The organism is Streptomyces sp. NPDC058796 (assembly GCF_042745235.1).
Classification (GTDB): Bacteria; Actinomycetota; Actinomycetes; order Streptomycetales; family Streptomycetaceae; genus Streptomyces.
Window position 1 is genome coordinate 77,286 of record NZ_JBHYOP010000007.1, and the last position, 18,051, is coordinate 95,336.

An 18,051-nucleotide genomic window follows, 5' to 3' on the forward strand; every position below is an offset into this window, starting at 1 on the left:
GGGCTGGGCTTCTCGGGGTTCAGCGGTTGCGGACGAGGGACCCGTAGAGGCCGGGGAGGCGGTCCCTCAGGTACGGGTTGGCCTCGCGGGAGGCGGCGAGGAAGACCGGGTCGGCGTCGGCGAGGACCAGTTCCTCACGGCGCCCGGCGCGGGCACGGGACGTCCCGTCGGGGCCGGCGAGCACGGACAGCCCGACGAACTCGAAGTCGCCCTCCGGCCCGACCCGGTTGACGTACGCGACGTACATCTGGTTCTCGAAGGCCCGCACCGGCACGACGGACTCGGCGACGAACTGGAACGGGTGCATCTGCGCGGTCGGGACCAGCAGCAGGTCGGTGCCGGCCAGGGCGTGGGCGCGGACGTTCTCCGGGAACTCCACGTCGTAGCAGATCATCAGGCCGACGGTGAGGCCGTTCAGCTCGGCCTGGACGACGGGCTGCTCGCCGGGGGTGAAGTGCTCGCGCTCGAAGCAGCCGAAGAGGTGGGTCTTGCGGTAGTTCGCCAGGCGGGTGCCGTCGGCGGCGACGAGCTGGACGGAGTTGAAGACGCGCTCGCCGTCCCGCTCGGAGTAGCCGTACGCGACGGCCAGGCCGTGGTGCCCGGCGATCTCCGCGACCGCGTCGGCCGAGTCCCCGTCGGCGGGCTCGGCGAGGGCGGCGATGTCGTCGCCGATCGCGTACCCGGTCAGGAACAGCTCCGAGGTGACGAGCAGCCCGCCGCCCGAGGCCGCGGCGCGGGCGGCGGCCTCGTCGAGGACCTTGAGGTTCTCGGCGACGGATCCGGGCCGGCCGGAGCTCTGGAGCAGGGCGGTGCGCATGCGTGTTCCTCACCGGAGGGAAGGGGGGCGGGGGGCCAGATAGACGGTACGGTCGGCGCGCTCGGACGGACAAGAAGGACGTGTTGCGCGCCGGTGAGCGGATCGTTGCGTACGCCCGGCATCCCCCGGCGATTCGTTGCGCCACCCCCGTGCCCCCTCCCGTCATCCCCGAGAAGGGGGCCCGTCCGCCCCTTCCCCGCCGCACGGCGGAGGCCGCTCCCGCCCTGAGCGCGATGTGGTGCGGGCGCGGCGCCGGGACAGTGGTGAGCGTTCGGTTCACCCGCTTCGATCCTTGGGAGAGGACCCGCCATGAAACGCCGTACGACGACCGCCGCCCTCTGCGTCGCACTGCTGCTGACCGCCGTCACCACGGGGGCGGCCGTCGCCTCCGGGCCCCACGAGGACCAGCCCCCGCGGGAGGCCGCCGCGCTGACCGGCACCGCCAAGCTGTACCGGTCGGCCGGTGACGACATCACCTTCACCTTCGACGCCCGGCTGGCGGCCGAGCATGACGACGATCCCCTCGAGGCCACCGGGACCTTCGAGTTCAGCCACTACCTGAACGGCCGGGGCGCCCGGGCGAAGGCCGAGGTCGACTGCCTGATCACCGGCGGTGACGTGGCCGTCGTCTCCGGCGTCATCACCGAATCCGACCTGCCCGGGGCTCAGGGCAAGCGGGTCGGCGTCACCGTCCACGACCGCGGGCACCGCGACCGGCTCGGCTACAGCTGGGCCGCGACGGGCAGCCCCGCCGAGGGCGGGGAGCTGCCCCGGTGCGTGTCTTCGGCGCCCTTCGAGAAGGTCGCGAAGGGGACCGGCGACTTCACGGTCGTGCCCTGGCAGCCGCGGCTGTAGTCCGGGCGGCGGCGGCCAGCAGCAGCGCCGTCAGCAGGTACGGCACCGCGGCCCAGACGAACGCGGTGCCGTGCCCCGCCACCGAGGCGGCCGCCGCGTAGGCGCCGTAGGTGGTGAGGGTGCCCAGCTCGGTGCCCAGGCCCGCGACGGAGGTCAGCGTGGCCCGTCCGGTGTCGTCGATACGCCGCTGGAGGCGGGCGTCGGCCAGGACGGTCGCCAGCTGGAAGCCGCCGAAGGCCAGGGCGACGAGGACGAGGGCGGGCGGGGTGCCCGCCGCGGCGCCGGCCGCCAGGGCCAGCGCGGAACCGGCGAGCAGGACGGCGAACCCGGTGCTGGTCAGCCGTTCGGCAGGGCCGGCCAGCAGGCTCCCGGCCGTGGCCCCGGTCCAGATCACCAGCAGCAGCCAGGGGACGGTCTCCTGCGCCACGCCGGTGTCGTGCGCCAGCAGCGGGGTGTACTCGTCGAGCGCGCCCCAGACCGCGGTGACGGCCGGGACCAGCAGGAGCGCACCGCGCACGGAGCGGTCGGTGCGTGCCTCGGCGAGCCCGGCCCGCAGGGTCGCGGTCCAGCGGTCGCCGTCGGCGGACGGTGTGCGGTGCTCGGGGAACCGGCTCGCCACGGCCGCTCCGGCCAGGCAGACCAGCACGCTCGCCGCGCCGACGGCGTCGTATCCGCCCCAGGCGAAGACCGGGCCTGCCAGGCCCATCGCGGCCATCGTCGCCGCGATGCCGATCGCCCGCGCCCGGCCCATGGTCCGGGCGTACCGGTCGGCGGCACCGGCCCGGTCCAGTTCGTCGTAGACCAGTGCCTCCAGTGCTCCGGAACCGAGCGCCCCGCCGGCGCCCCACAGCACGAAGCCGAGCGCGAAGGCGCCGTAGGAGGGCACGAGCACCCACAGGGCGAAGCCGGCGGCGGTGAGCAGCGGGCCGAGCACCAGCAGCCGCCGCCGGGAGACCGCGTCGGCCCAGGCGCCGGAAGGCACCTCCAGCAGGACGCCGGTCAGCGACCACAGGGCGAACAGGGACGACATCTGCCAGACGGACAGGCCGGTGTCGCTGAACAGCAGCGCGTACACCGGGTAGAGCAGGACGAACTCGTCGCAGAACGCGGAGGCGTACAGCGTGCGCGTCAGCCGCCGGACACCGGCGGTCGTGGGGGCACGCTCGGGTGAGAGAGTCATGAGGCCTTCCCGAGGGGGCGGAACGGACACCGGAGGTACGGCGTCCGCGGCGGCCCTCGGGACGAGGCGCGGCTGGTGGATCAATGTCGCCAGGTCATGGCACCGATGGTAGTCGGGTGACCCGGCCTCGGTCTCGGGATTACGTGGGCGATCCCGACGAGTAGCGCCGCAGCAGCGGCGACAGGACCAGCACGGACTTGGTCCGCTCGACGAACGGCTCCCCGGCGATCCGCTCCAGGACCCGTTCGAAGTGGCGCATGTCGGAGGCGAAGACCTGGGCGACCGCGTCCGCGTCCCCGGTGACGGTGGACGCGGCCACGACCTCCTGGTAGCGCTCCAGGCCCCGCTGGATGGTCTCCGGCGAGGTGTTGCGACGGCAGAAGATCTCGACGAACCCCTCGGTCTCCCAGCCGAGCGCGGCGGGGTCGACGCGTACGGTGAAGCCGGTGATGGCTCCGGTGGCGCGCAGCCGGTCCACGCGCCGTTTGACGGCGGGCGCGGACAGGCCGACCGACTGCCCGATGTCCGCGTAGGAGCGGCGGGCGTCCTCGGCGAGGGCGTGCACGATGCGTTCGTCGAGATCGTTCAGCACTGCGGGTGGTTCACTTCGCTTCTGGTGTCACGGTGTCCGGTGCGGCCAGCCGGGAGCGGCGGTGGCCGTACACGAAGTAGAACACGAGCCCGACCGCCATCCAGACACCGAACACGACCCAGGTCACGGTGGACAGGCTGCCCATCATCCACACGCAGAAGGCGAAGCCCAGCGCGGGCAGGACCGGCGACAGCGGCACCCGGAAGGTGCGGCGCATGTCCGGACGGGTCCGGCGCAGCACGACGACGGCCACGTTGACGAGGGCGAAGGCGAAGAGGGTGCCGATGCTGGTGGCGTCGGCGAGCTGCCCGAGCGGGATGGCGGCGGCCAGGACGCCGCAGAACAGGGAGACGATCAGCGTGTTGGCGCGGGGCGCGCCGGTCTTCGGGTGGACGCGGGAGAACACCTTGGGCACCAGCCCGTCGCGGGACATGGCGAACAGCACGCGGGTCTGGCCGTAGAGCACGGTCAGGACGACGCTGGCGATGGCGACGACCGCGCAGAAGGCCAGCAGGGTCCCCCAGAAGTCCTGCCCGGTGACGTCGGTCATGATCTGGGCGAGGGAGGCCTCGGAGTCGGTGAAGGTGCGCCACGGGCGGGCACCGACGGCGACGGCGGCGACGAGGACGTACAGCACCGTCACGATGACCAGGGACAGCATGATCGCGCGGGGCAGGTCGCGCTGGGCGTTCTTGGCCTCCTCGCCGGCCGTGGAGGCGGCGTCGAAGCCGATGTACGAGAAGAAGAGCGTGGCGCCGGCCGCGCTGACGCCGGCCATGCCGAGGGGCATGAAGTTCTCGTAGTTGCCGGAGCGGAAGCCCTGGACGCCGATCGCGCAGAACAGCACCAGCGCGGCGATCTTCACGACGACCATGATCGTGTTGGCGCGGGCGGACTCGCGGGCGCCGCCCAGCAGGAACGTCATGGCGAGCAGCACGACGATCAGCGCGGGCAGGTTGAAGACGCCGCCGTCGCCGGGCGGGGCGGACAGGGCGGCCGGGATGGTGACGCCGATGGTGCCGTCGAGGAGCTCGTTGAGGTACTCGCCCCAGCCGACGGCGACGGCGGCGACGGAGACTCCGTACTCCAGGACGAGGCACCAGCCGCAGACCCAGGCGACCAGCTCGCCCATCGTGGCGTAGGCGTACGAGTAGGAGGAGCCGGAGACCGGGATGGTGCCGGCCAGTTCGGCGTAGGACAGGGCCGAGAAGAGCGCGGTGAGGCCGGCGATGACGAAGGAGAGCGTGACGGCCGGTCCGGCCTTGGGCACGGCCTCGCCGAGGACGACGAAGATGCCGGTGCCGAGGGTGGCGCCGATGCTGATCATCGTGAGCTGCCACAGGCCGAGGGAGCGGCGCAGCGTGCCGCCCTCGCCCTGGCCGCCCTCGGCGACCAGCGTTTCCACGGGCTTGCGGCGCATGAGGCGCGCGGCCAGGCCCGGGGACGCGGGGCCGGCCGGTGTGTCGTGGTGCGGGGGTGCGCCTTGGTCGAGCACGCGTTGACTCCTTTGTCGCTGCCGGTCGGGCCCGTCGGTGTGAGCGGACGGGCTCTCGGCGGGCTCTGGAGCGGCGGGGACGCGGCGGGCACCCGTGCGGAAGCACGGAGACCCACCGAGCGGGGTCCCCGCCACGCCACGTACAGCGCAGAACACTACGAGGGGTGCGCCGCGCCGGTAATGCAGCAACCTTGCGCATCTCCGCACGATCGTTGCGTTGCCCGGGGCGGTGCGTGTGTTCGTTGCGCGGAGGGTGCACAGCGTTGCGCACGGGCCGGCTGCCGACGGATCGAGCCTGGTCACAGCCGTCCGCCGGGCCGGGAGCAGTCGCCGTCCGCAGGAGGCATCCTGCCCCTCGGTCCAGCACATGTGCGCCTCCCGGGCGGCCCGGAATGGTGAGCCGGCGCCCGTGTGCGGCCTGCGGGCCACCACGTCGCTCAGTGCGAGCGGTCGAGCCGCTGGGAGCGGTCGAGCTCCTCCTCGTCACGGCCGCTCCCGGCCAGCGAATCGCCCTCGTCCGGAAAGGGAACGGCCCCCGTTCCCACCCGGGCGGCGGGAGGAACGGGGGCCGTGCGGCGCGGTTGTGCGGCATCAGCTCCAGCTGGCGTGCAGCGGCTTGCCCTCGGCGTAGCCGGCGGCGCTCTGGATGCCGACGATGGCCTTCTCGGCGAACTCCTCCAGGGAACCGGCACCGGCGTAGGTGCAGGAGGAGCGGACGCCCGCGATGATCGCGTCGATCAGGTCCTCGACGCCGGGGCGGGTCGGGTCGAGGAACATGCGGGAGGTGGAGATGCCCTCCTCGAAGAGGGCCTTGCGGGCCCGGTCGTAGGCCGACTCCTCGGAGGTGCGGTTGCGCACCGCGCGGGCGGAGGCCATGCCGAAGGACTCCTTGTAGGCGCGGCCGTTGGCGTCGTGCTGGAGGTCGCCCGGGGACTCGTAGGTCCCGGCGAACCAGGAGCCGACCATCACGTTGGACGCGCCGGCCGCGAGGGCCATGGCCACGTCGCGGGGGTGACGGACGCCGCCGTCGGCCCACACGTGCTTGCCGTACTTCTTCGCCTCGGCGGCGCACTCCAGCACGGCTGAGAACTGCGGCCGGCCGACGCCGGTCATCATGCGGGTGGTGCACATCGCGCCGGGGCCGACGCCGACCTTGATGATGTCGGCGCCCGCCTCGATCAGGTCGCGCACGCCCTGGGCGGAGACGATGTTGCCCGCGACGATCGGTACCCGCGGGTCGAGGCCGCGCACCACCTTGACCGCGCTGATCATCGACTCCTGGTGGCCGTGCGCGGTGTCGATGACGAGGGTGTCCACGCCCGCGTCGAGCAGCTGCTTGGCCTTGCCGGCCACGTCGCCGTTGATGCCGACGGCGGCGGCGATGCGGAGCCTGCCGTTCGCGTCGGTGGCCGGGGTGTAGAGGGTGGCGCGCAGGGCGCCCTTGCGGGTGAGGATGCCGGCCAGGCGGCCGTCCCGGTCCACGGCGGGCGCATAGCGGCGGTTGGCGGCGTCGAGGGTGTTGAAGGCCTCGCGCGGGTCCATGTCCGCCTCGATGAGGAGCAGATCCTTGGACATGACCTCTTCGAGCTGGGTGAAGCGGTCGACGCCGGTCAGGTCGGTGTCGGTGACCACACCGACCGGCTTGTTGTCCTCGTCGACGACGACACCGGCGTTGTGCGCCCGCTTGGGCAGCAGGGACAGCGCGTCGGCGACGGTCTGGTGCGGGGCCAGCACGATGGGGGTGTCCAGGACGAGGTGGCGGCTCTTCACCCAGGAGACGACGTCGGTGACGACCTCGATCGGGATGTCCTGCGGGATGACCACGAGTCCGCCGCGCCGGGCCACCGTCTCGGCCATGCGGCGCCCCGCGATGGCGGTCATGTTGGCGACGACCAGCGGGATGGTGGTGCCCGTGCCGTCCGGGGAGCCCAGGTCCACGCCCTGCCGGGAGCCGACGGCGCTGCGGCTCGGCACCATGAAGACGTCGTCGTACGTCAGGTCGTACGAGGGCTGGATGTCATTGAGGAAACGCACGTGCTGCACATCCCAGTCGATCAGAGGTGGCCCCCGGACAGGTCAGCCAGGGGGAAAGAGCACGTACTTCATTCTCCCATGCCGGGCGACCGATAATCCCCGGGCAGATCATCCAGGCTGGTCAGCGGCCTCCTTGGAGGAACCTCCAGGGCCGAGGGTGACGAAGAGTCCCGGGCCCCGGTCCGTCGCCTCGGCGAAGACCTCCTCGGCGACCGCCCACTCGTCCGGCCGCTCCTCGGCGTACGCCCGCCAGCCCCGTACGACCAGGACCAGTCCCTGCTCCTGCGCTTCCTCCGGCCAGACGGAGGGGTCGGCGAGGGAGTCGGCGAGGGCGTCCCAGTTCCGCCCGAACCAGTCGGGCAGCGCGAGGTCGCGGGCGCAGCGGTCCATCAGGCCCGCCTTGTCCGTGACGCCGTCGAGGTCCAGCACGACCACGAGCCGCCCCGCGGGGTCCTCGGTCATCGTCCCTGCCTCTCCCTCTCCCCCTCCGGTGACTTCCTGGCCACTCGTCAGATGCCGTCCGGGTCAGCCCTGTTGAGCGTCGACTTGGGCGTCGGGCCTGCCGTCATCAGGTAGTCCGCGGCCGACGTGTCCGTCACCAGGCTGGTGACGAGACCGGAACGCAGTACCGCGTCGATGGCCGCCGCCTTGCGCTGCCCGCCCGCGATCGCCACGACCTCGGGAATACGGCGGAGCTGGTCGGCCTTGACCGTGATGCACCGCTCCCCCAGGTCGCGCCCGACCCGGCGCCCCTCCGCGTCGAAGAGGTGCGCGGACATCTCGGCGGCGACACCGAGCGAGGCGTAGTGGGCGCGCTCCTCGTCGCTGAGCATGTCGTGCACCGTCGAGATGCCCGGCTCCCACGAACCGATGGAGACGCAGGCGACCGTGACCTTGTCGAAGTACTCGAAGGCCCGGGCGATCCCGGTCTGGTGGCGCAGCGCCTGCGCGGTCGCCGCGTCCGGGAGCAGCATCGGCGCGTAGATGGGGTGGGCGTCGCCGCCCGACACCTGGGCGGCACGGCGGACGGCCTCGACCGAGCCGCGCTCGGCGGTCCCGGCGTCGTACACGCCCGTCAGCTGCACCACGGTGCACGGCGGCAGCCGGTCCAGCGCCGCCGCCATGTGGATGGTGGACCGGCCCCAGGCCAGGCCGAGCACATCGCCCTCGTTGACCAGCTCGCCGAGCAGGTCGGCGGCCACTTCGCCCAGGTTCTCCGGGTCGGGCGTCTCCTCGGCGTCGGCCGGGGACTCCACGACCACGGCGTGCCTGAGGCCGTAGCGGGCCCGCAGGGCGTCCGAACGTTCGGCGTCCAGTTCGGCAGGTACCCGGATCTCGATTCTCACTAGGTCTCTCTCGAGGGCGGTCTCGAGAACCCGGGCCACCTTGAAGCGGCTGACGCCGAACTCCTCCGCGATCTGGATCTTGGACTTGCCCTCGAGGTAGAAGCGGCGGGCCATGGCCGCCGCCTGGACCAGCTCAGCGGGTCCCATCCGCATGGCTGAACGGCCCGCCGACATACCCGACACGGCGTTCTCCTCACTGCTGTTCACACTCTGGGTTCGCCGTTCATCCTTGCAGATTCGGCGCGCTTGATCAGCCCTGATGGGAGCCGTTCACGTTCTGTTCCTCAGTGGTCGCACGCCCAGGACGCCTTGGCGGTGGCCGCGTCGGCCTGGGTGCGCAGTGCACGTACCGCCTCGGCCGGGTCGGACGCCCCGTACACGGCGGAACCCGCGACGAAGACGTCCGCGCCGGCGTCGGCGCACTGCTCGATCGTCGACGCCGAGACTCCTCCGTCGACCTGGAGCCACAGCTCCAGACCATGCTTCTTGATCAGCTCACGGGTGCGGCGGATCTTCGGCAGCATGATGTCCAGGAACGCCTGCCCACCGAAGCCGGGTTCAACCGTCATGATCAGCAGCATGTCGAGCTCGGGGAGCAGGTCCTCGTACGGCTCGATCGGCGTCGCGGGGCGCAGCGCCATGGAGGCGCGGGCGCCCTTGGCCCGGATCTCGCGGGCGAGCCGGACGGGTGCGGTGGCCGCCTCGGCGTGGAAGGTGACGGAACCGGCGCCGGCCTCCACGTACTGGGGGGCCCAGCGGTCGGGGGCCTCGATCATGAGGTGGCAGTCCAGCGGGGTGTCCGTCGCCCGGGCCAGGGACTCCACGACCGGGACGCCGAGGGTGAGGTTGGGGACGAAGTGGTTGTCCATGACGTCGACGTGGAGCCAGTCGGCTCCCTCGACCGCCTTGGCCTCGTCCGCGAGGCGGGCGAAGTCGGCGGACAGGATGCTGGGGTTGATCTGCGCGGCCATGCCCCAAGCCTGCCATGCCCTCCGGGGATGAGCGGCATCGGTCCGGGGGGGTGGGGGGTTGGTTGTCGGGTGCGGATGCGTGCGGGCTGGTCGCGCAGTTCCCCGCGCCCCTGGGGGTGCCCTCGTGGGCGCGGGGTGAGTGGGGCGCGTCAAGCGGTGCGGCGGATCAGGGTGAGGTACATCGCGTCGGTGCCGTGGAGGTGGGGCCAGAGCTGGATGTCGGGGCCCTCGCCGAGGTGGGGGACGTCCGGGAGGAGGGGGCGGGCGTCGATGAGGTCGGTGCCGGGGTGCTGTTTGAGGACGTCCGCCACGACCGCGCGGGTCTCGGCGAGGTGGGGCGAGCAGGTCGCGTAGGCGACGACGCCGCCGACGCGGACGGCGTCGAGCGCGCTGCCCAGCAGGGCCCGCTGGAGCGGGGCGAAGCCGTCCAGGTCCTCGGGGCGGCGGCGCCAGCGGGCCTCGGGACGGCGGCGCAGGGCGCCGAGGCCGGTGCACGGCACGTCGACCAGGACGCGGTCGAAGCTGCCCGGGCGCCATGCCGGACGGGTGCCGTCGGCGGTGATCACCTGGTACGGGCCCGGGTTTCCGTCCAAAGCCTTGGCCACCAGCCCGGCCCGGTGCGGCTGCTTCTCGGAGGCGAGGAGGAAGGCACCGCGTTCGGCGGCCAGGGCGCCGAGCAGCGCGGCCTTGCCGCCGGGGCCCGCGCACCCGTCCAGCCAGCGCCGGTCGGGGCCGTCCAAGGGCGCGTTGGCCAGGGCCAGGGCGACGAGCTGGCTGCCCTCGTCCTGCACGCCGGCCCGGTTCTCGCGTACCGCCTCGACGGCCCCGGGCTCGCCGCCCTCGCTCAGGCGCACGGCGTACGGGGACCAGCGGCCCGGCACGGCGGCCTCCTCGGCGAGCAGCTCGTCGCGCGTGGCCCGGCCGGGGCGGGCGACCAGGGTGACCTCCGGACGCTCGTTGTCCGCGGCCAGCAGCTCCTCCATGCCGGCCCGGCCGCCGCCGAGCGAGTCCCACAGTGCCGAGACGACCCAACGGGGGTGCGAGTGCACGACGGCGAGGTGGTCCTCGGGATCCTCGTCGTAGGGCGGGGCGACCCGCTCCAGCCACCCGTCGAGGTCGTCCCGCGCGACCTTGCGGAGCACGGCGTTGACGAACTTGGCCCGGCCGTCGCCGAGCACGACCCGCGCCAGCTCCACGGTGGCGGACACTGCGGCGTGGCTGGGGATCCGGGTGCCGAGCAGCTGGTGCACGCCGAGGTTGAGTACGTCCAGGACCGGTGGGTCGACCTCCCGCAGCGGCCGGTCGACGCAGTCGGCGACGATCGCGTCGTACGTTCCCTGCCCGCGCAGCGTGCCGTACACCAGCTCGGTCGCCAGCGCCGCGTCCCGCGCGTCGAAGTCCCCCTTCTCGCGGGCCTTGCGCAGCAGCGGCGGCAGCACGAGATTGGCGTACGCGTCCCGCTCGTCCACGGCCCTGAGCGCCTCGAAGGCGAGGATGCGGACGGGGTCCTTCTGTGGCCTGCGGTACGGCTTGCCGGGCTTGCGGGGACGGCGGGGCTGATCGCTCACGAAAAAGGTGCTCCGGGTGTGGGGTGAAGTGCGCTCACCAGCGTACGCCGGACCGGTGAGCGATGCTGCGCAGGCGCAGGTCAGCCGCCCAGCAGCTCGCCCTCGGCGATCCGCACACCGCGCGCCCAGTCGGCGGCCCGCATCGGCTTCTTGCCCTGGGCCTGCACCCACAGCAGTTCGACGGCGTGCGAGCCGGTGCCGACGTACACGTTGTTCTTGCCCGCGGCGAGCTGCCCGGGGGCGAGGTCGGTCCGGTCGGGGGCCGGAACCGCCTGCACGAGCTTCAGTCGCTCGCCGCGGAAGGTGGTCCAGGCGCCGGGGGCGGGGGTGCAGCCGCGCACCACCCGGTCCACGCGCAGCGCCGGGGCGGACCAGTCGACCCGGGCGTCCTCGACGGTGATCTTCGGGGCGAGGGTGACCCCCTCGGACGGCTGCGGCACCGCCTTCAGGCTGCCGTCCTCGATCCCGTCCATGGTGGCCGCCAGCAGCCCGGCACCGGCGAAGGCGAGCCGGGTCAGCAGGTCACCGCTGGTGTCGGTGGGGCGGACGGTCTCGGTGACCGTGCCGTAGACGGGGCCGGAGTCCAGGCCCTCCTCGATCAGGAAGGTGGACGCGCCGGTGATCTCGTCGCCCGCCATCAGCGCGTGCTGCACGGGTGCGGCCCCGCGCCAGGCGGGCAGCAGCGAGAAGTGCAGGTTGACCCAGCCGCGGGCGGGCACGTCGAGGGCGACGCGGGGCAGCAGCGCCCCGTAGGCGACCACGGGGCAGCAGTCGGGCGCGATCTCGCGCAGCCGCTCCAGGAACTCCGGTTCGCGCGGCTTGGCGGGCTTGAGCACCTCGATCCCGGCCTCCTCGGCCCGCTCGGCCACGGGAGAGGCGACCAGCCGGCGTCCGCGCCCGGCCGGAGCGTCGGGCCGCGTGACGACGGCGGCCACCTCGTGACGCCCGGAGGCGATCAGGGCGTCCAGGGCGGGAACGGCGACCTCGGGGGTGCCGGCGAAGACGAGCTTCATGGGTGGGACGGGCCTCTCGGGCAAGGGCGGACAGCGGGCAGCGCACCAGTCTACGAGCCCGGCCCAACCGGAAGGCCGCCGACGGCGCCCCGCCCCCACGGCGGACCCCGGCCTCTCGGCCGACTGGAAACGGGTGGTGCGCAGGCGGGAGAGAACACGCCGAAGACCGAAGGCCAAGGCGCACACCCTCGAAACCGGGCGCACGCATATGCCGCCACGCCCCCACCCCGTGACCAGCGGAGCGCCCACGCGTTGGTCAAGGAAGAGTTGACCACCGGGCCGCCCGCGCGGCCCGATTCCTTTCAACGCCGGTTCGAGAGGCTTGTTCATGGCCGACCACGCAACCCACGACGCCCAGGCTCGGGCCAGCCTGCACTTGCTGGTGCGGGACATCGAGCGGGTCCGCCGGCAGGTGGACGCACTGCGCACCCTCACCGCCCAGCTGGGCAACGTCTACCGCCCGCGCCGCTCCGGCCCTTCCACGGGCTTCGTCGTCTACGGACGCGCCCCCGCCCCGACGGTCCGTCTCGCCCAGGAACTCCGGGACAGTGTCGAGACGCTGGTCACGGCCGCCGTGGACTTCGACCGCTCGCTCGGCTTCTCGTGGGACGCGGTGGGCTCCGCGCTCGGCGTCACCAAGCAGGCCGTGCACCGCCGCTACGGTTCCCGCCGTGCCGCCGTCCAGACGGCGCCCGCGGCCGAGACCGCCGAGCACGCACCGGAGCCGGCCGGCACCCGCCCGGTCAACGCGGGCTCCGGCCTGCCCGCCGTGCCCGCCGTGCCCACCGTCCCGGCGGCCCGTTCGATGCCGACCCAGCCGACGGCGGGCAGTCCGGCCCTGCGCGACGACGTCCGGCCGACTGCCTTCCCCGGCCCGCGCAACGGCTGAGCCGCACGCACCGGGGCTCACCGGCCCTCCGTCCCCCGCTCCCCCGGGCAGGCGGAGGGCCGGGCCGCGTACGGGCGGTCTCAGCCGATGTCGGGCGGATCGATACGCACCCACACCGCCACGTCGCTCCCGCGCGCCATCCGCGCCGCCTGCGCCGCCTTCAGCGCGCCGGCCAGTGCCGCTCCGCGCCCCGGCGGTACCCGGATCAGTGCCCGCTCCCAGTGTTCGCCCGGCGGCGGCGCGCCCACGCGGCGCGGACGCCCCACGGCCGTGACCGGCAGCGGCACGGGGCCGAGCACCTCGGCCTCGCCCGGCAGTCCGGCCGCGCGGAGGAAGTCGGCCACCGCCTCCGGCGGCCCCGCCACGGACGCCATCCGCGAAACCGGCGGGAAGCCCAGCTCGGTCCGCTCGGCCAGCTCCCGCAGCGCGTGGCCGACGGGGTCCCAGCGCACCAGCGCCTGCACCGGCCGCAGGGTCGGCTCGGCGACCGCGACGACGGTGCCCCCGGCGCCCTGCGGGCGCACCAGCGCGGCGGCGGCCAGCCAGCGCCGCAGCGCGTCCTCACCGGCGCGCAGGTCGGGCCGCCCGAGCATCGCCCAGCCGTCGAGCAGCAGGGCCGCCGCGTAGCCGCCCTCGGCGACCGGTTCGGCGCCCGGGGTGCTCACCACCAGTGCGGGTGCCTCGGACACGGTGTCGAGCACGTGCTCGCGCCCGGAGGTGCGCACGGGCACGGCCGGGAAGGCGCGCCCCAGTTCCTCGGCGGTGCGACGCGCCCCCACGATCTGGGCGCGCAGCCGGAACGCCCCGCACTCCGGGCAGTGCCAGGCGCCCTCCTCGCGCCCGCACCAGCCGCAGCGCAGCGCGGACCCGGACTCCTGGCCCTCCAGCGGCCCCGCGCAGTGCCGGCACCGGGCGGGCGTGCGGCATGATGCGCACGCCATCCGCGGGACGTAGCCCCGGCGGGGCACCTGCACGAGCACCGGTCCGCGCCGAAGCCCGTCCCTGACGGCCTGCCAGGCGAGGGTCGGCAGCCGGGCGGCGCGGGCGGCCTCGTCCCGGGCCAGGTCCTGGTCCCCCACGGTCCGCACCAGGGGGGCGGCGGCCCGGACCTGCTCGCGTGCGGCGACCAGGGGCCGGGCCCAGCCGGTCTCCACGAGCTGGGCGGCCTCGACGGTGCAGCCCCAGCCGCCCAGCAGGAAGGCGCACCGGTCCTGGGCGGCGCGCAGCAGCAGCACCTCGCGCGCGTGCGGCTGCGGTGCGTGCGGCTCGCTGTGGCTGTCGTCGCCGTCGTCCCAGAGGGCGACCAGGCCGAGGTCCCGCACCGGCGCGAACATGGCGGCCCGGGTCCCGAGCACGGCCCGCACCGCCCCCCGGCGTACCGCGAGCCACTGCGCGTACCGCTTCTCGGGCCCGGCGTCGGCGGTGAGCACCGCGTGCCGTCCCTCACCCAGCAGGGCGGTCAGCGCGGCGTCGGCGCGGGCGACCGCCCGCCCGTCGGGCAGGACGACGAGTGCGCCCCGCTCCGAGGCCAGCGTCGCCGCGACGGCCCGCGCCAGTTCCTCGGCCCACTGCGGGCCGGGCAACGCGTTCCACACCGCGCGCGGCGCACCCCCCGAGGCGAGGGCCGCCACGAAAGCCTCCCCCTGTTCGTACCGCGCCCACGTCCCCGGCTCCGGCACCGGCGGCGGGGGCAGCGGGTCCGGCGACGTCCGCTTCTCGGCGCGCGCGCTGCGCGGTGGCACGGCGAGCTGCAGGACGTCGGCGAGGCTGCCCGCGTACCGGTCCGCCACCGCCCGCGCGAGTCCCAGCAGCTCCTCGTCGAGCACCTGTTCGGGCGAGACGACCTGGGCCAGCGCGGCGAGGGGGCCCGAGTAGTCGGACTCGGCGAGCCGCTCGATCAGGAAACCGTCGACGAGTCCGCCGCCCTCGCGCCGCCCGTCCCGCACCCGGTGCCGGCCGGCCCCGAAGCGCACTCGCACCCGCACACCCGGCTGGGCGTCGGCGTCGAGCTCCTCGGGCACGGCGTAGTCGAAGAAGCGGTCGAGATGGAGCACGCCCTTGTCGACGAGGACCCGGGCGACGGGCCGCTCCTTGGCGAGGGCCGCTCCACGCCAGGTCCTCGGCTTGGCCCGCGGCGCCTTCGCCTGGCGCACACTCTCCCGGATGAGCGCGAGCTGCTCGGGCGGCGCTTCCCCCGCGCCACCGCCCGTCGCTTCGTTCTCGCTGCTCACGCCTGCATTTTTACCAAAGACCACTGACAACCGACGGCGCCCGAGTCGGCACCGCGTCTCACCGGCGACGGACCAACTGGACCGTGGACCACTCGGGCACGCCGCACCGGACGCGTCGTGTCATCCTCCCGAGATCCAGACGGCAGCGGTCACGTGTTTCCCACTTCACCGCGCGCGACGGGGCGCGCTCCATTGGATGTACCCGCGGCCTGCGCACCGGGAGGGTGATCAGCGCAGGCGAGCGCGCCAGCGGCACGCGAACGCATTGTCGGCGCGGCGGGGCGCCGGACGCGCCGAAGCCCGGAGCCCCATCGGGACACCGGGCCTCGTCACGTGCCGTCCGGCGGGACGGCGGTGGCGTCTCGTGCTGCTACAGCCCCGCGGCCTGCCGCAGCGCCTCCACCCGGTCGGTGCGCTCCCAGGTGAAGTCGGGCAGCTCGCGGCCGAAGTGGCCGTAGGCGGCGGTCTGGGCGTAGATCGGGCGGAGCAGGTCGAGGTCGCGGATGATGGCGGCCGGGCGGAGGTCGAAGACCTCGTCGATCGCCTTCTCGATCTTCTCGGCGTCGATCTTGGCCGTGCCGAAGGTCTCGACGAAGAGGCCGACGGGCTCGGCCTTGCCGATGGCGTAGGCGACCTGGACCTCGCAGCGCGAGGCGAGGCCCGCGGCGACGACGTTCTTGGCGACCCAGCGCATCGCGTACGCGGCCGAGCGGTCGACCTTGGACGGGTCCTTGCCGGAGAAGGCGCCGCCGCCGTGGCGGGCCATGCCGCCGTAGGTGTCGATGATGATCTTCCGGCCGGTGAGGCCGGCGTCGCCCATCGGGCCGCCGATCTCGAAGCGGCCGGTCGGGTTGACCAGGAGGCGGTAGTTCTCCGTGTCGAGCTTGATGCCGTCGTCCAGCAGCGCCTTGAGCTCGGGCTCGACGACGAATTCCTTGATGTCGGGCGCGAGCAGCGACTCCAGGTCGATGTCGCTGGCGTGCTGGGAGGAGACGACGACGGTGTCGAGGCGGACGGCCTTGTCACCGTCGTACTCGATGGTGACCTGCGTCTTGCCGTCCGGGCGCAGATAGGGGATGGTCCCGTTCTTGCGGACCTCGGACAGGCGCTTGGACAGGCGGTGCGCCAGGAAGACCGGGAGCGGCATCAGCGTGGGCGTCTCGTCGGACGCGTAGCCGAACATCAGACCCTGGTCGCCGGCGCCCTGGCGGTCCAGCTCGTCCTCGTCGCCCTCGACCCGGTTCTCGTAGGCCGTGTCGACGCCCTGCGCGATGTCCGGGGACTGGGCGCCGATGGAGACCGAGACGCCGCAGGAGGCGCCGTCGAAGCCCTTCTTCGAGGAGTCGTAGCCGATCTCCAGGATCTTGCCGCGGACCAGGTTGGCGATGTCCGCGTAGGCCTTGGTGGTGACCTCGCCGGCCACGTGCACCAGCCCGGTGGTGATCAGGGTTTCGACGGCGACCCGGGAGGTCGGGTCCTCACGCAGAAGCGCGTCGAGAATGGTGTCGCTGATCTGGTCAGCGATCTTGTCGGGGTGACCTTCGGTCACGGACTCCGAGGTGAACAGGCGACGGGACACAACGCTCCCTGGGGTTGCAGCGGCTGCTGGCTGATCATTGGTGGACGGCACGGGGAGCTGCACCCGGCGACGTCCGAGAACAGTTTATCGGTCGCGCTCCGCCACAGGCCCACCCGTCTCGCCTCTCGGAAGGGCTGTGACCTGCGGCACGGGCATTCTGCCCAGAACGGAGCGTCCTTGGCCAGGGTCGCCACGCTCGAATGCGCGGGGTTGGCGGGAGCCGTGGAGTGAATGAGTCATTCAGCCGAGCCGTTCCGCCACGAGGTCCCACACGGTTTCGGCCAGTGCTTCCTTGGGACCGTGTGCCACCGGGGTCTCGCTGCCGTCGGCACCGAGGACGACCGCTTCGTTCTCCTCCGAACCGAAGGTCTTGTGCTCCCCCACCTCGTTCACCACGAGCAGGTCGCAGCCCTTGCGCTTCAGCTTGGCCCGTCCGTTGGCGAGGACGTCGTCGGTCTCGGCGGCGAAGCCGACGATCACCTGGCCGGGGCGCGCCCGGTCGCCCGCGATCTCGGCGAGGATGTCCGGGTTGCGCACCAGGGCGATCGGTGCGGGCTCCTGGTCGTCCTTCTTCTTGATCTTCCCCGAGGCGTACGCAGCCGGGCGGAAGTCCGCGACCGCCGCGGCCATGACGACGGCGTCGGCGTCGGCCGCGGCGCGCAGCACGGCCTCGCGCAGCTCCACGGCGGTGCCCACCGGGACGACGTCCACGCCGGCCGGGTCCGGCAGTGTCGCGTTGGCCGCGACGAGGGTGACGCGGGCACCTCGCGCGGCGGCGCTGCGGGCCAGGGCGTAGCCCTGCTTGCCGGACGAGCGGTTGCCGAGGAACCGGACCGGGTCGAGGGGCTCCCGGGTGCCGCCGGCGCTGACCACGACGTGCCGTCCGGCGAGGTCCGGCTCGCGCACGCCCCGGGCGAGCACCCGGCGGCAGACCTCGAAGATCTCCCCCGGGGCGGGCAGCCGGCCCTTGCCGGTGTCGACGCCGGTGAGGCGGCCGACGGCCGGCTCGATGACGACGGCGCCGCGGCGGCGGAGCGTCGCCACGTTCTCCTGGGTGGCCGGGTGCTCCCACATCTCGGTGTGCATGGCGGGCGCGAAGACCACGGGGCAGCGGGCGGTGAGCAGGGTGTTGGTGAGGAGGTCGTCGGCGAGGCCGTGGGCGGCCTTGGCGAGCATGTCGGCGGTGGCCGGGGCGACGACGACGAGGTCGGCGTGCTGGCCGATGCGGACGTGCGGGACCTGGTGGACGTCGTCCCACACCTCGGTCGCCACCGGGTTGCCGGACAGGGCGGACCAGGTGGCGGCGCCGACGAAGTGCAGCGCGGAGGCGGTGGGGACGATGCGGACCTCGTGCCCTGACTCCGTGAGCCTGCGCAGCAGCTCACAGGCCTTGTACGCGGCGATCCCGCCGCTGACCCCCAGAACGACCTTGGGCTTGTCCACCGTCTCTCCCCGGCTCGGATAACGCGCTCGGGCAGCGC

Annotated in this window: 15 protein-coding genes; 2 read left to right on the top strand and 13 right to left on the bottom strand. The window is 73.6% G+C overall.

The window, feature by feature from the left end:
- Positions 1–19 precede the first annotated feature (19 nt).
- The gene (locus ACFW47_RS18675; RefSeq protein WP_386286293.1) at positions 20–817 is read right to left on the bottom strand and encodes a carbon-nitrogen hydrolase family protein; all 798 of its coding nucleotides are present in this window, start codon (positions 815–817) and stop codon (positions 20–22) included.
- Positions 818–1,126: 309 nt separating this feature from the next.
- Here ACFW47_RS18675 and ACFW47_RS18680 point away from each other — a divergent pair, with 309 nt between their 5' ends.
- Complete coding sequence (locus ACFW47_RS18680) at positions 1,127–1,672, top strand: Repetin (protein ID WP_386306365.1); 546 nt, start codon at positions 1,127–1,129, stop codon at positions 1,670–1,672.
- Here ACFW47_RS18680 and ACFW47_RS18685 read toward each other — a convergent pair.
- The 9 genes from ACFW47_RS18685 to fmt all read right to left on the bottom strand — a co-directional run bounded on the left by ACFW47_RS18685 (position 1,641) and on the right by fmt (position 11,871).
- Entirely contained in the window at positions 1,641–2,852 is a 1,212-nt protein-coding gene (locus ACFW47_RS18685) for an MFS transporter (protein WP_386306367.1), read from the bottom strand. The genes ACFW47_RS18680 and ACFW47_RS18685 overlap by 32 nt on opposite strands.
- Positions 2,853–2,991: 139 nt before the next feature.
- Positions 2,992–3,444 (bottom strand): Lrp/AsnC family transcriptional regulator, encoded by a 453-nt coding sequence (locus ACFW47_RS18690; RefSeq protein WP_043375183.1) that lies wholly within the window; start codon positions 3,442–3,444, stop codon positions 2,992–2,994.
- Between the two features lie 10 nt (positions 3,445–3,454).
- Positions 3,455–4,939: an amino acid permease gene (locus tag ACFW47_RS18695; protein ID WP_386286290.1), complete on the bottom strand. Its 1,485-nt coding sequence runs from the start codon at positions 4,937–4,939 to the stop codon at positions 3,455–3,457.
- 591 nt (positions 4,940–5,530) lie between these two features.
- Positions 5,531–6,973, bottom strand: coding sequence for a GuaB1 family IMP dehydrogenase-related protein (locus tag ACFW47_RS18700; protein WP_386286289.1), 1,443 nt, complete (start codon positions 6,971–6,973; stop codon positions 5,531–5,533).
- Positions 6,974–7,081: 108 nt separating this feature from the next.
- On the bottom strand, positions 7,082–7,435 hold the full coding sequence (locus ACFW47_RS18705) for a barstar family protein (protein ID WP_386306369.1): 354 nt from the start codon (positions 7,433–7,435) through the stop codon (positions 7,082–7,084).
- Between the two features lie 47 nt (positions 7,436–7,482).
- Positions 7,483–8,526: a sugar-binding transcriptional regulator gene (locus ACFW47_RS18710; protein WP_272590613.1), complete on the bottom strand. Its 1,044-nt coding sequence runs from the start codon at positions 8,524–8,526 to the stop codon at positions 7,483–7,485.
- A gap of 77 nt (positions 8,527–8,603) precedes the next feature.
- Positions 8,604–9,290, bottom strand: coding sequence for a ribulose-phosphate 3-epimerase (gene rpe / locus ACFW47_RS18715; RefSeq protein ID WP_386286287.1), 687 nt, complete (start codon positions 9,288–9,290; stop codon positions 8,604–8,606).
- A gap of 149 nt (positions 9,291–9,439) precedes the next feature.
- A complete protein-coding gene (locus ACFW47_RS18720; protein WP_386306372.1) occupies positions 9,440–10,858 on the bottom strand; it encodes an RsmB/NOP family class I SAM-dependent RNA methyltransferase in 1,419 nt (472 codons plus the stop codon).
- An 80-nt stretch (positions 10,859–10,938) separates the two neighbouring features.
- Entirely contained in the window at positions 10,939–11,871 is a 933-nt protein-coding gene (gene fmt, locus ACFW47_RS18725) for a methionyl-tRNA formyltransferase (protein ID WP_386286285.1), read from the bottom strand.
- A gap of 328 nt (positions 11,872–12,199) precedes the next feature.
- On the opposite strand from fmt, the gene ACFW47_RS18730 reads away from it, so the two are divergent.
- Complete coding sequence (locus ACFW47_RS18730; RefSeq protein ID WP_386286284.1) at positions 12,200–12,760, top strand: hypothetical protein; 561 nt, start codon at positions 12,200–12,202, stop codon at positions 12,758–12,760.
- A gap of 80 nt (positions 12,761–12,840) precedes the next feature.
- Here ACFW47_RS18730 and ACFW47_RS18735 read toward each other — a convergent pair whose 3' ends face one another.
- From ACFW47_RS18735 to coaBC, 3 genes are all read right to left on the bottom strand, one after another.
- Positions 12,841–14,991, bottom strand: coding sequence for a primosomal protein N' (locus ACFW47_RS18735; RefSeq protein ID WP_386306373.1), 2,151 nt, complete (start codon positions 14,989–14,991; stop codon positions 12,841–12,843).
- Positions 14,992–15,361: 370 nt separating this feature from the next.
- A complete protein-coding gene (gene metK, locus ACFW47_RS18740; protein ID WP_073730792.1) occupies positions 15,362–16,570 on the bottom strand; it encodes a methionine adenosyltransferase in 1,209 nt (402 codons plus the stop codon).
- A gap of 240 nt (positions 16,571–16,810) precedes the next feature.
- Positions 16,811–18,013, bottom strand: coding sequence for a bifunctional phosphopantothenoylcysteine decarboxylase/phosphopantothenate--cysteine ligase CoaBC (gene coaBC, locus ACFW47_RS18745; RefSeq protein ID WP_386306374.1), 1,203 nt, complete (start codon positions 18,011–18,013; stop codon positions 16,811–16,813).
- Positions 18,014–18,051 lie beyond the last annotated feature (38 nt).

Coding starts and splice junctions, on each gene's coding strand:
- ACFW47_RS18730 (WP_386286284.1), top strand. CDS start 12,200: ATGGCCGACCACGCAACCCACGACGCCCAGGCTCGGGCCAGCCTGCAC.
- ACFW47_RS18675 (WP_386286293.1), bottom strand. CDS start 817: ATGCGCACCGCCCTGCTCCAGAGCTCCGGCCGGCCCGGATCCGTCGCC.
- ACFW47_RS18680 (WP_386306365.1), top strand. CDS start 1,127: ATGAAACGCCGTACGACGACCGCCGCCCTCTGCGTCGCACTGCTGCTG.
- ACFW47_RS18685 (WP_386306367.1), bottom strand. CDS start 2,852: ATGACTCTCTCACCCGAGCGTGCCCCCACGACCGCCGGTGTCCGGCGG.
- fmt (WP_386286285.1), bottom strand. CDS start 11,871: ATGAAGCTCGTCTTCGCCGGCACCCCCGAGGTCGCCGTTCCCGCCCTG.
- rpe (WP_386286287.1), bottom strand. CDS start 9,290: ATGGCCGCGCAGATCAACCCCAGCATCCTGTCCGCCGACTTCGCCCGC.
- ACFW47_RS18705 (WP_386306369.1), bottom strand. CDS start 7,435: ATGACCGAGGACCCCGCGGGGCGGCTCGTGGTCGTGCTGGACCTCGAC.